This is a genomic window from Rhodopirellula baltica SH 1, from assembly GCF_000196115.1.
GTDB lineage: Bacteria > Planctomycetota > Planctomycetia > Pirellulales > Pirellulaceae > Rhodopirellula > Rhodopirellula baltica.
In genome coordinates this window covers 5035219-5049998 of record NC_005027.1, presented here as the reverse complement: position 1 = coordinate 5049998, position 14780 = coordinate 5035219, and the positions used below count along the sequence as shown (strand labels likewise).

Annotated in this window: 8 protein-coding genes and 1 pseudogene; 1 reads left to right on the top strand and 8 read right to left on the bottom strand. The window is 56.6% G+C overall.

From position 1 onward, the window contains the following. Window positions 1-105 precede the first annotated feature (105 nt). A pseudogene (locus RB_RS19260) lies at window positions 106-1423 on the bottom strand (IS4 family transposase). Between the two features lie 406 nt (window positions 1424-1829). Here RB_RS19260 and RB_RS19255 point away from each other — a divergent pair. Continuing rightward, window positions 1830-2201, top strand: a complete 372-nt coding sequence (locus tag RB_RS19255; RefSeq protein ID WP_011122285.1) for a hypothetical protein — start codon at window positions 1830-1832, stop codon at window positions 2199-2201. Between the two features lie 10 nt (window positions 2202-2211). Here the strand turns inward: RB_RS19255 and RB_RS19250 are convergent, their stop codons facing one another. The 7 genes from RB_RS19250 to RB_RS19220 all read right to left on the bottom strand — a co-directional run bounded on the left by RB_RS19250 (window position 2212) and on the right by RB_RS19220 (window position 14456). Continuing rightward, on the bottom strand, window positions 2212-4182 hold the full coding sequence (locus tag RB_RS19250; protein ID WP_011122284.1) for a hypothetical protein: 1971 nt from the start codon (window positions 4180-4182) through the stop codon (window positions 2212-2214). Window positions 4183-4189: 7 nt separating this feature from the next. Continuing rightward, complete coding sequence (locus RB_RS19245; RefSeq protein WP_011122283.1) at window positions 4190-5452, bottom strand: M16 family metallopeptidase; 1263 nt, start codon at window positions 5450-5452, stop codon at window positions 4190-4192. After that, window positions 5449-6747 (bottom strand): M16 family metallopeptidase, encoded by a 1299-nt coding sequence (locus tag RB_RS19240; protein WP_007327204.1) that lies wholly within the window; start codon window positions 6745-6747, stop codon window positions 5449-5451. The genes RB_RS19245 and RB_RS19240 overlap by 4 nt, the downstream gene beginning before the upstream one ends. A 139-nt stretch (window positions 6748-6886) precedes the next feature. Continuing rightward, window positions 6887-8326 (bottom strand): tRNA (N6-isopentenyl adenosine(37)-C2)-methylthiotransferase MiaB, encoded by a 1440-nt coding sequence (miaB, locus tag RB_RS19235; protein WP_011122282.1) that lies wholly within the window; start codon window positions 8324-8326, stop codon window positions 6887-6889. Continuing rightward, the gene (locus RB_RS19230) at window positions 8323-8535 is read right to left on the bottom strand and encodes a hypothetical protein (RefSeq protein ID WP_007327202.1); all 213 of its coding nucleotides are present in this window, start codon (window positions 8533-8535) and stop codon (window positions 8323-8325) included. The genes miaB and RB_RS19230 overlap by 4 nt, the downstream gene beginning before the upstream one ends. A 48-nt stretch (window positions 8536-8583) precedes the next feature. Next, entirely contained in the window at window positions 8584-11508 is a 2925-nt protein-coding gene (locus RB_RS19225; protein ID WP_011122281.1) for an MMPL family transporter, read from the bottom strand. Then, window positions 11508-14456 (bottom strand): secretin N-terminal domain-containing protein, encoded by a 2949-nt coding sequence (locus RB_RS19220; protein ID WP_164922232.1) that lies wholly within the window; start codon window positions 14454-14456, stop codon window positions 11508-11510. The genes RB_RS19225 and RB_RS19220 overlap by 1 nt, the downstream gene beginning before the upstream one ends. Window positions 14457-14780: the final 324 nt, after the last annotated feature.

Genomic DNA, 14780 nt, shown 5'->3' with positions numbered 1-14780 from the left:
ATGCGAAGCGATCCGGCTTGCCCAGGGCCGTTGCGTTTTTGTGTTTGGGACCGCGCAGCATTCATGCCGAGACCAGTCAGGCAAAATGACCTCCCGCAACGCCGATTAGCAAATTTCTTTACGCTCCTCTTTGACACGCTTTGCCTCTTCTGCAGCTGCTTGCTTTTCGATGTGAGCAATCAGCTCCTCTTCAGTGGCTAAGCCTTGGAAGTAGAAGCTGATCATTTCAAACGTTCGTTTCGTGGGGCGAGATCCAGTCCACAGGTTGATCAGCAAGCAGGCAATCACCGAACAGTAGACTTGAATCTGGATTCCATTGGCGTTGTGGCTGATCAAGTGATCGCCGCCCATCAGTTGCTTGTAGAACCGAAAGAAGATTTCAATTGTCCATCGGTAGGCGTAGATCAGGGCAATGATTTCAGCAGGTACATTCAGTAGATTGGTGGCAATGCGAAGGATCCCATCGCTGTTGGGGGCCTTGGAACCTCTCGCCTTTCCGCCAGTGCGGTTTTGATGAGGCGTGCAGCGGATTTGGATCAACCGGATCGGATGATCAGGGGAATTTGAGCTGCTGCTCGATCCTCCAAGCTTTACTATCGTATCGCTGAGTACCCCCGCAGCACGGTCACCTTCGGTTAACTCAAGTTCTTGAGTCGTCTCGTAAACCGTGTTGTCACGTAGTCGGCAAACATAGCTACTCGATGACGCGACGATTGAATTGAAGAGCGAGAACTTGGCATAGCCACGGTCCATCACGTACAGGCGATCTTCTTCGAGCACTCGTTTGAGAACGGCCCGTTCATCGTGTTGCCCACCGCCATCAGGTGTCACGTCGACTCGCGCAGGCAGCAGGTTATTGACCTCAAAGTGTGTGTGTAGTCGCCATCGCACCAGCGCTGAGCCCGTTGTTTGCTTCAGAATGGATGCGGCAATCAGCGACGGCAACGCGTTGACAAGTGAGCCATCCACGGCGGTGATCGTTTGCTGAATGCTGCTCAGTCGCGGGTCCGGGGCAGCATCGTTGACTTCAGCAGACAAGGCCTCAATGACTGGCTTGAGATGGTCTGCAGAGAACAGCCCACCGGCTTCGGATAGCGATCCCAGCGAAGCTTTCTCGTTGCTCAGTTTGTTACGTACTTTCGTCAACTCACTGGCCTGCGAGATTGCTCGCAAACTTGAGACAGTGGGGTTCAGGACATACAGCAACACGAGCATGCAATACTGATCGTAGTGCAGCGTACGGTTACCAGCGGTATCACGCTGGCACTCATGTTCGTGAAGATGCTCGAGCAGGGGCTTGAGCATGGCGAAGTATTTGAGGCCTTCGATTTTGATCTTTAGGCTTGACGAGAGATTCCTGTGTTCGCTCGCCCTGGTCATCAGGAAGCTTTCGTCTTTTGAGTCGCTTGGTTTTGGTTGGCATGGCAAACCAACGATTGCCCGCTCAACGCAGGAGTAAAGCAAGATCGACGCATGAGCCAAACCGGTTTCACGCCTCTCGACTCTGGCGGATGCAAACCAGTGAATGTTTCACATCATCGCAACTGCCCGCCAGTCTCCTTGAAGCACGAACGAGACACTCTCGCCCAGCGAGCGAAGACAGGCCAAATTATCGATACTAGCAATTCAGCGTCGGCCGGCAAACGTCGGGCCGAACACTATTGCCCCCGTCCCCTTTGCGAGGGATTGTGTGGTGTTGGTGAAGAACTGGTTTGTTCTTTTGTTTTTTTGGTGGTTGCACTTTGCGGCTTTGGGGATGGTCGGCATAACTTTGCACCGCTCGCGATGAGGCGAGGGATGACTGTTTGCTTGCACCGGAGAGATCAACTGTGACTCAACACCAACCTTATGAATCGCCGAGCGTTCCCACGGAATCTGCCGCTCCTTCCAAGAGTTTGTTGGGAAAGATAGCGACCGGGGTTCTTACGCTCGGAATGATGGTCCTGGCATATGGAGCGATCGCCTTTTGGGTGCTGCCATTTCTTCCGCCCAATAGTGAATCGGAAGGTCGGTTGCCGAGCCTGGCCGTGATGGGCGCGGGCGTATTGGTGACCGTGGTGGGACTGGTTCTCCGGAGTCTGACAACGAGCAAGGATCCAGAACCCAATGTGAATCAGCCGAAGAAGATTCGGGCGATGTATGGGGTTGCGATTTTGCTGGGGATTCTTGGGCTGGTGTTCTTTGTGATCACGCGTCTGTAGTTCGCGGCGGTCAGGCTTTTCGGATGAAGTCGGCGGCGTAGCTTCGGACCTCGCCGCCGTTGAGGACATGGACCATGCGGAGTTGTTGGATTTCTTGGTCGCTGAAGGAGGACATCGGCACGTGAACCAGGTGCTTCTTGAACCGGCGGGCCAAGCGTTTCCATCCGCCGCCGGGCGGCAGGGGGCTCATGATCGCGACGTGTTTGCTGCGTGAGTGCATGCAGGCAGCGGCAATCAATCGTTCTTCCAGTGTCGCGGTGAAGTTCAAGCGACGGTCACGCCAGATGTCGCGAATCGGTACGGGCGGGTACAAGAACATTGCACCGCCATAGATCCCCAGCCCAATGCCGGGGCCGACCATCTCTTGTTGGAAGTCACTGGCGAAGAATGCGAGGGTGGATTCCCATTCGTGCTCGGCGAACCAAGTCGTGCGCCAGGGGTAATCTCGTGGGTCGGCGGGGGAGTCAAACAGCATCAGGCAGGCATCGAGTTGCCCGCGACTGGGCGGCATGACTTTGACGTAGATCTCTTTTTCGTACCAATGTCGAATCGTGTCCCGGATGTCGATTCCGTCTTTGACGCTGGTGGTGAACTTTTCGGTGCGAGCCAGGTCTTGGCCCATGATCGCCTGGGCTCGTTCGCTGACTCGGTTTCTCAGCAGTTCAATGCGCTCGTCTTCGGGCGGGTAGCTGCACTGGGAATAGGGGTTCCAATTGTGCTGCCATTCATGGCGTTCTTTGTCGCTGGGCCGTCGTTGGAGCTGGATCGTTTGCCACGAGATCGGTGGTCCTGGCAAACGATTGACCAATGACACAACATCTTGATTGGGCAAGCGAGCTTGGTCGATTCCCAGCGTGATCGGTTGATCGGATTCAGGGATCCATTGGTCGGAGTTGGCACCTGGTTCGTCCGCGTAGGCGTACTTGGTCGCGACTTCGGCGACATGCAATGCGAATTGGTCGCCGAGGACTTGTTTGCAGGCGGTGATGATCGTGACCATGTCCGGTGTCATCCGGCGGTTGATCAATGACAAATTGCGGATGTATTGCAGGCACTTCGAAAGCAGCAACGGCGTGATCTTGCGGGCTCGGTTGCCCAGATCGTCGAGGTAGCTTTGGCGACCGGCGATCAACAGTTCTTTGACGCCGTCGATCTGCAAATTTTCATCGTCTTCCAGTTCGGCTCGCGCACGTTCGTGGAGCGACGTGATGAAGGGCAGCTCGCCGAACAGGAACAGCAGCGTTTTGGAATTGATTTTGTGACGAGTCGGCGTGGAAACCTCTTCGTTTTCAAGGTCATCAATCGATCGGCCCTGGTCGGTTCGCAGGAGTCGGTGGGCGTCGCGAATCCATGGCCAATGCAGGATGCTGGTGACCAGCAGAATCCGCTGGTAGCTCTTTTCCAATTCGGTGAGCTGGGCGGCCATGTAATGCATTCGGTCGCGAGTCAGCTCATCGCTCGGTGGTGGAATGCTGGGGAGGATCGCGGCGGCGAACTTTTCAACTGCAACGTGCCGGACCGCATGCGCGTCGGGCATGACGGTGGAGAAAGGCTGGAAGTGGTTCGTTTCCAGATCAATGAAATGCCGCGGGATGTGTTCGCCCATCGCGGCGCGGATCGCCATGATCACGCTTTGGCACGGATCGATCGGCACGTAACTGGTGGGCAGAGCCTCCGCGTCATCGTCGTCGGCCGACTCGCCGTATTCTTCGGCTGACAATTCAGGATTGAAGGGCAGCGGTGGTTCGAACGTCGATTGTGACGCGGGGTGTTGCAGCACGATCGAAGGACGCGGGAGTTCCAAGACCGCTTCTTCGACCGGTTGTTGGAAAGACGGCGGCAGCGGAACGGCCAGGCAATCGAAGTTGTGTTCGAGCATGAACCGACGGGTCAGCCAGGCGAACTGGCCACTGCCGTGGATGATGGGCAGCAGTGTGACGCGATCGTTCAGGCGTAGCAGCTCGGGGACCGTGTCGCTCATCTTTTAATCAACCAACCAAATTGGATTGAGGTTCAGCGGAAGAGGCAACGACTTCGGTTGCTGATTGCCCCAAGTAGGTTCGGGCGGCTTCGGCAACGCTTTCGATTGTCACACCACGGTAGGCGTCCAGCAACTCATCGAGCGACAGGTAATCGCCACAGCACAACCAGCGACTGCCCAGCCCGAACAAGCGGTTTGACGGGCGTTCAGATTGCATGATGCAGCCAGCGACCGTTTTGTTGATCACTTGATCCAGTTCCGATTGTTCAACGCCGTCACGGGCGACTCGGCCGAAGACTTCGTTCATCAAGCGAACGTTGGAATCCATGTCGTCGGCGGCGCAGACCAAGTAGGTGAACAAGGCACCGGTGTCGGTAAACTCTTGCGGCCAAAGGGTGGCGACTTCGGCACGGCCGGTGTCGATCAAATCCCAGAACAGCCGGCTGCCGCCATCATCGCCGACGATAGAAGCCAGCAACCGCATTGCGTAGCGGAGCTCGGATTGCATTGAGGGGCCATCGCCAAGAGTCACCCGGTAACTTTGCGACGCATCAGGCACGCTTAAGTGCTGTGTCAGTTCGATGCCTTCGGGGGTGGTGCCGAGATCGTCACTGGCCAAATCCGACGGGGCAGGGCGGTCGAGCCAATGCTGCGTCATCTTTTCGGCTTGAGCGACCAAGCCATCAAAGTCGACGTTGCCGCTGGCGGCCAGGACGATGTTTTCGGGTCGATAACGGCGATTGAAATAGGCTCGCATCGATTCGACTTGCATCGATTCGATTGAGTGCGTCGTGCCAAGCACGCGCCGTCCCAACCCGCGTGGTCCGTAGGCGCATTCCATCACCCGTTCGAAGGCTCCAAATGGAGGCTGGTCTTCGTACTTGGCGATTTCTTCCAGGATCACGTTTCGCTCGGTCGCGAAATCGTCGGCGTCGAGTGACGGGCTGAGCATGTCGGTCAGCAAGTCGACCATTCGGTCTTGGTACTTGGGCAGCACGGACGAATAGTAAACCGTTTGTTCTTCGGACGTGTAGGCGTTGGATTGACCGCCGAGTTCATCCAGTTCGCGGTTCACATCCGCAGCCGAGCGACGTGCGGTTCCTTTGAACATCATGTGTTCGAGGAAGTGGCTGAGTCCCGATTCGATGTCGGTTTCGTCACGAGCACCGGCACGCACGAAGTAACCGACCGCGGCGGAGTAACCACGTAGGTCGATGTCGGCAACGATTCGCAACCCATTGGCTAGGGTCGTTGATTTGAGTTCGTTCATGCGAGCGTTTCGCCTCCTTGAAGGGCTTCCGGTCCGACGGTCACGATTCGGAATTGCCGCGGGCCGTGTTGGCGAAAATAGGATGCGACTTGGTCGAGGGTGATGGCTTCGATTTTGGCTTCGAGTTCTTCGGTTGGAATGACGCGTCCGAGTTGATATTGGTCGGATGCGAGTGAGCTGGCTCGTGAGCCGGCGGATTCTTGTTCCATGATCAGTCCGCTTTCGATGCGAACTTTCCAACGCGAGAGTTCTTCTTGTTCGAGGTCGTCGGCCAGATGTTGGATTTCGCGAAGGCTGACGTCGAGCGTTTCTTGCGCTCGTGCGGGAGTGGTGCCGGCGTAACCGAACACGGCACCGTGCTGTCCGATCGTGTGGGTGCTGGCCCAGACGCTGTAACACAGCCCGCGTTGTTCGCGAACGCGATCGAACAGGCGACTGCTCATGCCATCGCTGAGGATTCCGATTCCGGCTCGCATGACGAAGTAGTCATCGCTGCCGTAGGGAATGGAATCGAATGAAAATCCGATGTGCGTTTGACTGCTGGGCAGTTCGATGTGCTCGTTGCCATCGATCGGGGCAGGGGAGGGCAGGGCAGGGCGTTTGCCTGACTTCCAATCGCCAAAGGATTGCTCGATGGAATCGAAAATTTGATTGGCGTCGAAGTTGCCCGCGACGGCCAGCACGCTTCCACCGGCATGATATTGATCAGTGTAGAACTGGCGGACGTCATCCATGCTGAGCGCTTCCAGGCTCGCTTCGCTGGCGTATCCACCTCGTCCCAGGGAGGGGCCGTATTGGCGTTCGCGAAGTCGCCGCATCAAACGCTGAGTCGGTTCGTCTTGGAACGCGGCGAGTTCTTGCCGCAGAATCATTTTGGCGTCGTCGAATTGGTTGCCCGGTAAGTGTGGGCGACGCACGACATCGGCGAGCAGTTCGATGGCGGGAAGCAAGGATTCCGCTGGCATGCGTGCGGAGTAACCCGCGACGCTGGTCGCGGCGGAGTTGCCACTGTCGATGCCCAGGTTGTCTTCGGCGGCAACCAGTTGGCGACTGTTGTAGGCACCCGCACCACGCTGGACCATTTCACAGGTCAGCGAAGCCAGACCATCGCGGCAGGCGAGGTATTCAGGATCGGCCAGTTGTGACTCGCTCAAACCAACCAATTCGGTTGTGATCCCAGCGGGCAACCACAGCGTGTACGCGGCGGTTCGCAGCCAAGGCATCGGTTGCACGACGACGGTCAGGCCGTTGTCGAGCGTTCGAGTTTGAATCGGAGGAGATTGAGTGCTGAGCAAGGGAATCGCTGAGGGCTGAGGGCGAGTTGCTAGTGGTTGGTTGGGTTCAATTGGTAGCGGAAGTCGCCAAGACTTTCGGAAATCACGGTCGAGGCCGACACTCGTGACGAGTTTCGCTACGTGGGTTGCGAGCTAGGAGCTAGGAGCTAGGAGCTAGGCCCGGCATTCCGAGCGAGACGACTTCGACTGTTTTGACGCGGCCGATCAGCGTGTGGCTGCTGACATCATCGATTTGGATGTCCATCAATTGGCCGGCTTGGCGTCGGTTGCCATCAAAGACCACGATCCGGTCGCAAATGGTTCGTCCGGTCATTTGAACGATCGGTGCATCCAGATCGGATTTGTCGGCTTTCTTGCTTGGGCCTTCGACCAGAACTTCGACTGTGTCGCCGATCAGTTTTTGGTTGTCCTCTTTCGAGATTCGATCTTGGACGGCCAGCAATTCGTTGTTGCGAGCCGCTTTGACTTCGCGAGGCACATCGTCGATCAGGTTGGCGGCGGCTTTGGTGCCTTCGCGAACGCTGTACTGGAAGATGAAGCTGTTCTTGAATCGGCAGCGTTCGATCAGTTTCACTGACTTTTGGAAGTCCTCATCCGTTTCGCCGCAGAAGCCAACGATGAAGTCACTGCTGACCGAGGCTTCGGGCAGGACCGTTTCGATGCGTTCGAACATCTCCATGTAGTCGGCGATCGTGTAGCCGCGTTTCATGCGTTTGAGAACTGCGTCGCTGCCGCTTTGTGCTGGCACGTGCAAGTAAGGCGACACCTTTGGCAGATCGCGAATCGTTTCCAACAACCGGGCGGTCATGTCTTTGGGGTAGTTCGTCACAAACTTGATGCGTTTCAAACCATCGATGTCGTGCAGACGTTCCAGCAGACCCGCCATGTCGGTTTCGCCGTCCGGTCCGCGGTGGCGATAGCTGTTGACGGTTTGTCCGAGCAGCGTGATTTCGAGGGCACCTTGTTCAGCGAGCACGCGGGCTTCGGAAACAATCTCTTCGGGCGACCGGCCTTGTTCGGGACCGCGGGTGTTGGGCACGACGCAGTAGGTGCAGAACTTGTCGCAGCCGATTTGAATCCGCAGGTAGGCTTGGAAGGGAGTCGGCCGCATGGTTGGATCCCGCAAAGGATCGAAGGTTTCGTGACTGCGAGCAACGACGGTTTGCTTGCCATCTTTGCGACCCAGCGAAACGGCCATTTGCCGTCCTTCACCGCTGGTGACTTTCGTCAGCATGTCGGGAATCGCGTGCAGTTGTCCGGGGCCGACGACCATGTCGACGAAAGGGGCACGTCGAAAGATCGTTTCTTGGTCTTTCTGAGCCATGCATCCCATCACACCGATGGTTTTCTCGGGGTGGCGAGCTTTGGTTTCTTTGAGTTTGCCGAGGGCGCTGTACGTCTTTTCTTCGGCTTGCTCGCGAATGCTGCATGTGTTGTAGAGCAGCAGGTCGGCTTCGCCGGGCGTGTCGACGACGGTGTAACCGTGGCGTTTCAAGTCGGCGATCACCATTTCGCTGTCCAGAACATTCATCTGGCAGCCGACGGTTTTGATGTAAACAGTTTTAGTCATGGAGATCACTCCGGCTCGTCTTCGGAAGGTTTTTTACTGGCTTCGATGGCGGCCCGTTGGGCCTCTTGGGTGCGGTTGACATGATCCCGCAAAAGACCCGTCAGGTGGGCTTGTCGTCGGTTCATGGCACCCACGACGATCCAGGCGGCAACCGCCGCTCCGGCGACCCACAGCCAGTTGATATTGGTCAGAAAAGTTTGTCCCCACAGCGCATTCATCGCTCCAGGATAACGCCACGGGGGCGTTTCTCGGAAGACGAGCCATTTTCAATCCGTTGAGGACCTGTTTGGCCTTTGAAAACGCTGGGAAGACGAGGATTTTCGCCACTGGTCGTGAAGCACCACAAAGCTGGGCACGAGGACCGTTCGCACATAAAGCGTGTCCAGCAGGACTCCGAGACCGAGTGCGAAACCGAGTTCGGTGATTCCTCGCAGCGTGGTCGGTTGGCTGGCGATTTGCTCGCCCAGTGAGGCGGCACTGTCGCTGGTGAGAAATGCCAAGCTTTGAGTGATCCAGGGCCACCAGGACGACGCCGTCATGCTGATAAACGTGGCGGCCATGACCAAACCGCAGGCGGTGATGATGCCGCCGGTTCGGGCCACAGCGCGGCGGACCGCGGCCAGCGAACCGAGTTTGCGTTTCTCTTCCAGGATGCGAGTGACCAAGTAAACGTTGTAGTCCTGTCCCACGGCCACCAGAATGACGAACAAGAAAATCGGCAGCTTCCAATCCAACCCGGGGAAGGTCGGTCCATGCAAAAATCGAAAGAACAGGTACGTCAGCCCGAGCGTGGTGTAGTAGCTAAGCAAGACCGTGGCGATCAGATAAATCGACAATGCGACGCGTCGAATCACCAGAACCAATACCGCGAAGACGGCAGCGATCACGGCGAGCTTGATTCGAAACGTGTCCGAGAGGGTGACTTCGCGAAGGTCCACGATGGAGGGCGTGGTGCCTGCATAGAACGCATCGATTTGGAGCCCGGCTTGACCGAGCGCTGCGGTCTGCCCGGCGATGGTTTCTTCAATTCGTTTCAAACTGTTGCCCGCAGCCTCGCTGAACGGATCTTCCTGGATGATCACGTCCATTCGAATCAGTCGGTTGGCGTACTGCGGCATCGAAGACACAAAGTGCAGTTGCGTCAAACGGTGATTCTGAAGTGCCCGTCGCCGCCAGGCTTCGCTGCTGAGCAAACTCATTTCACGATCCGGCGGGAAATCCCCCAGCGGATCGTTGCGATGTCGAACGGCGGTGACGCCTTCGGTTTGATACAGCGCCTGCGTGACGGTTTGCAGGGTTTCCTTCTGCTCCTCTTTTCCCATTGGCTGTTCAGACAACATCAGCACCGATATTGGAGCGAGTTGACCGATGCCAAACTCTCGATCGAGCACACGCATGCCTTGCCGCGTGCTGGCAGAGGCAGACAGTTGACCACTGATGTCATAAGTGACGGTACGTTCGTTTCGAAAACCAATCCAAGCCGGCGGCAGCAGCAACGCCAAGCCAATCAGCAACGTCACCATCGGGCGACGAGTCAATTGAATCGCCATCCAGTTCCACAGTAGATCGCCGGGGGAACTGTCTTTGTCGTTGACACTGCGATTGCCAATCAACTGAATTCGCGGTTCGCGACTGACTTGGCCCGCCGACGTGGGCCAAAAGACTTTGGGGCCCAGCAGGCACAGGCACGCAGGCGTCAGCGTCATGCAAACCAGCAAGCCGATCGACAGGCACACCGCGATGATTGGGCCGGTGTGATGAAACTTTCCAAAGTCAGCAAACCAAAGCATGCCCAGCCCAACGATCGTTGTCATGGCGCTGCCGATCAGCGCTCCGCTGACCTGCGTGAGAGCTTTGCGACAGGCGACGGGCCAAGGCGACTGCGCGGCTTCTTCACGCAAGCGGGCGATCAGGAACAAACAATAGTCCGTGCCGGCGCCAAACAAAATGACAACCACAAAGATACGGCTGGTCGTGTAGATCTGGATGTCCAGACCAGGAACCAAACCGGATTGCGACAACTGAGTGAGAAACGTGACCGCGGCGGTTGATACCATCACTGCGATCGCGATCGAAAACAGCGGCACAGCGACCAGCAGCGGGGCGCGGTAGACAATGGAAAGCAGCAGTAAGATCATCACGACGGTGAACCATTCCGTGTACTGAATGGCGGAGCGAGCGGCCGAAAGGGTTTGTCCTCCAATCGCGGCCGAACCGGTGACGATCAATTGAGGTGATCCGGAATCGGAACGCTCTTCTTCGGTCAGGTAAGCATGGCTGTAGGCAACCGTTTGGTCGACGATTTCCTGCAGTTGTTCCAGCAGTTCGATGTTGCCTGTTGCCGCCAGCTCGCTGGATAGAGTCAGCACGGCCAAGCGGGCTCGCGGGGTTTTCAGCTGTGAACCCAGCGTGCGATCTTCCCAGCTGTAGATATCCAGCAACGGTTCCCAGTCCTTCAGTGGCCGCTTCGAAATCGGCAGCACGGACATGGGAAGATCCGAGTCCAGCACCAAAGCGGCTTCGAGATCCTCGGCCACGCGTGCGGTGGTTTCGGAAATGGAAGATGCTTTTTTGTCTGGTTCGGTCTTTGCATCGGTGTCACCAGGAGCGACGGCTGTCTCCGGCGCATCGGGCGGTTGGATCACCATTTGAGAACCGAGCAAATTGCCTCGGTCCCAGTAAGCGATCGCCATGCGCGGTTCGTAAGGAGTCGGCGATGTCTCGGGGACTCGATCACCGAGTGCTTCATAGAATTGCGAATCGATCTCGATCGCTTGGTCGAAAGCCTGCGTGGCAACGATCCACCACCGATTGATCGGTTCGTCCTCGCTGCCGTCGCTCAGTTGCATCGCACGTTGCCACGCGACTTCACCCAGACGGTGATAGAGACGGCGGAGCAAGTCCAGACCGATAAGACGATCGGACTTTGTCAGGTCTTGTTCGGCGCGAGAAAGCGTGACAACCATTTGGCTGCGTGCTCTCGTTCCAAAGAAGGCTTCGTCGAGCAACTTGCCACCCGCAACGCTGGTTTGCGTCGCTGGGAGATATTCGAAGTCGCCATCGAGAGCGACTTGTTTCCAAGAAGGCGAAAACGCTTTGCAGAGAATTGCAAAAACAACCCAACCCAAAACGATCCAATGAGCACGTGCGATGACCTGTCGAGAGAATCGTTGGGTGGCGCTGGTTTTCATTAATCGCGAGATGGACGGCGACGCGGGGAGTCATTGTTGTCGCGCCGACGATCATCTGAATTTGAATTGCGATCCCGTGACGGACGCGTATCGGATTCAACTCCCAAAGCCGCCAGGGCTCGCTGGACGGCCTCGGCCGAGACGCCTCCGCTGAGATTGATGATCTCAACGTCGCCTCCCGGTTTCGCGGCAACGTCCAACTTGTCGACCATCTCAGCGATCAAGTCAAGCAGCGACTCGCCTTCGGCACTGATTAACAACGTGTTGCCGACTTCGTCGACACCCATGGAAAGCTTGCCGTTGAAGGAGAAATCCTGTCCGCCACCATCCTTTCCGCTCTCGCTGTCTTCCAATCCGCTTCCGCTCTCGCGGTTACTAGCATTTTGAGCTCCCCCCCGTTTGCCGCCTCCACCAGCTTGAAATGCCTTGTCGTTGCTGCTGAGCAAATCGCGATAAGCGTCCTTGACCGTCTCGGCAATTTTCGCGGCGTTGCCGTATTGGATGTGAACCAGTTTTGTGTAACGGACCCTTCGCGGATTGACTGTTTCGGGAACGTCCCACAAACGGATGAGTTCTTCGATGGTTTGCAATTGTTGACCCGTCGCACCACTGACGATCAGGGTGCCGGTATCGGAGTTGGGAAGGAATTTCAATTTACCCGCCGCATCCAGGCCTTTCGGACCTTTGTCATCCGAGTCTCCGCTACCAAAGATGTAGCGGTAGAACCGATCCGAATCATCTTCCTCGTCTTCTTCGTCCTCCTCGAAGTAGTCTTCCAGATCGTCTGCAATGAAGACAACGGAGGCATAGCGGATACGAAAGACATGATACGGGCGACGTGGTGGCGAAACCTGCAGCATCAAGTCCTCCAGTTGATCCAAAGCATCGGTGTCGTCACTGCGGAGTACTAAATTGCCCGCCGCGTCCAACTTGATTTCGATCTTCGGCTTGGATGATTCCGGTACCGTTGCAGCAGTCGTGGTTGCTTTGGTGCTGGTTGGCGTCGAAGAAGGTGGATCACTGGCGGCGGCTTCTGATGATGCGTTGTCGGTTTGGCCGTCGTTCGATACAGCGTTGACCCAAGTCAGCTTCTCAGCGGATTGTTCGACACGAGTCAGTTCGGTTTCCGGTGGCAAGATTACCGCTGGAGCCTCCTCGGTCTCTTCCGTTGAATCTTTGTCTTCGGTTTCCGTCTCTTTTTCTTTCCGCTCCTCGCCAATCGCATCGATCGGATCTTTGAATTCGTCAGCATCCGGTAGCACCAATTCAGTCCCGGAAAGCTGTTGCCAGCGTCGCTGCAAACGTTGAAGGTACTCCAGCGTTTCGGGAGTGGCGGATGCTTCGATGATTCGCATCGTTCGTTCGCTTCCGCCGGGCGGTGGAAGTTCACCGAGTTTGATCAGCAGTGAGCGGACCTCTTCCATTTCGGTTTCGTTGGCCCACATCAAGACTTGGCGGTAGGCGACGTTGGCGGTGACTCGGAATTTGTCCTTTTCCTTTTCATCGTCATCGTTGCTACCACCCCATCCGTAGTAGCTGTATCGCGAACGCGAGTTGCTGTCGTCTTCTTCGGGTTCTTGTCCCATTAGGAATGAAATGGATTCCGCGACTTCGGCCGCACCAAGACGCCGTAATTGCAGGACTTCCAAGCGGCGTTTGCCGCCATCGAGTCGTTCGATTAGCGATTTAATGATGAAGCGATCCGCGGCAGATCCGGAAACGATGACCGCGGAGTTGTCCTTGTCAACGCGAATTCGTGTGGTGGGTTCGAGCACGTTCATCTCTTGAGCGATCTCGATCAGCTTTTCAGGATCCAGCGATACCAACCGAAACACGTCCACTCGCGATGTTGCATCGGTGAGGCTGCGGAGTGAGCCACCGGGCACATCAATTCGTTTGATGAACTCAGCGGCAATGGCAACTCGATCGAGCGGAGCACGAACGAGCACGGAGTTCTGACGCGTGTTCGCAACGATGGAAATTTCTACATCGCCTTTTGTGTCACCACCCTTGTTGCCCTGCTGCTGTTGCATCTGCTGCATTCGCTGCATCATTTGCATTTGCTGTTGAGACATTGGGGCGGAGTCTTTTTTCTCCACGCCGAGAAATTGCTCCAGCATGCTTTTGGCTTCTTCGGCTGGAATGTGTCGCAACCGGAATTCTGGCGCCAATGCGTCACGGCTGGCTGCATCGCGTTCTTCGGCGAGCAGGTGAGCGACTTGCCGCAGGTTCACTGCCACGTCCATCACTTCGATGCGATTGGTGGTTGCCAACGGGATCATCTTTCCCGCACTGCTGAGCATCGCTTTGAGTTCTTCAGAGAGTTTCTCTGCGGACAGCCATCCCGCGTCGAGCATCGTGCGAACGTAGCGGTGGTCTTCGAGTTCATCCAGTTCGCTGACGCTGACCCGTCGCACCATGCCCGGATTGACGGCGTCGGTTTTCACGATTGCGATTCCGCCATCCAGGTCCAACATGGTGTAGCCGCGGGCCAGCAGGTGGCGGTTCATCAAGTCGGCTGTTTCGGCAACGGTCAACCGATCGGGGCTGATCAAGTTGACGGTGTCGCCGGGTAGTTCTTGCCAGTCGATGGGTTGTTCGGAGATGTCCGACAACCAACGCACCAAATCGGTCCATCCTTGATTGCGGAATCGGAAACCAACTTTGCCGTCTTCGCCGACGGTGGCCTTCAATTCACTCGGGTCGGATGATTTGGCTTCGATGCTGTCACGGCGGATGACTTTGGGAGCGGCTGATTCGGGCGGTTTGCCCTCGGCGTCTTTCTTTTCGCCTTCCTTCTCGTTTGGCTTGCCCTCGGGTGGTGGGGCACCGGGCGGACGTCCATCCGGTCCTGGCGATGGCACGCTCGCGGTGATCGTCTTTCCATCAGCGGTTCGGACAACCGTGGTTCTCTGAGCCGACGCGGGCAACGAAAAAGTTGCTAGCAAGAGTGCCGCAACTGCCAGGCGAGACGCTGGAAGTCGGAGACACAATTGACCGGCGAACCTAGATGCCACGTGTGAGATTGGAAGCAGCACAAATGCGCTCGTGGAAAGAGAAGAGGGGGGATTTGAGCGACGTCATGCGAAGTTGACGGCGGATGAAGAACCCGCATAGGCATTATGGACCAACCCCTCCATCAATACAACGAAAACACCCCCAGAGAGCCAAATCGGTTCTCTCGACTCGCGAAAAGCGGATTGTTACCTTTGGGGGAACGATGATTGCAGTGCTGGGCCAATCGTTTTTTCGATCCGATTTGGCCACGTCCA

Coding starts and splice junctions, on each gene's coding strand:
- RB_RS19250 (WP_011122284.1), bottom strand. CDS start 4,182: ATGAGCGACACGGTCCCCGAGCTGCTACGCCTGAACGATCGCGTCACA.
- RB_RS19245 (WP_011122283.1), bottom strand. CDS start 5,452: ATGAACGAACTCAAATCAACGACCCTAGCCAATGGGTTGCGAATCGTT.
- RB_RS19230 (WP_007327202.1), bottom strand. CDS start 8,535: ATGAATGCGCTGTGGGGACAAACTTTTCTGACCAATATCAACTGGCTG.
- RB_RS19225 (WP_011122281.1), bottom strand. CDS start 11,508: ATGAAAACCAGCGCCACCCAACGATTCTCTCGACAGGTCATCGCACGT.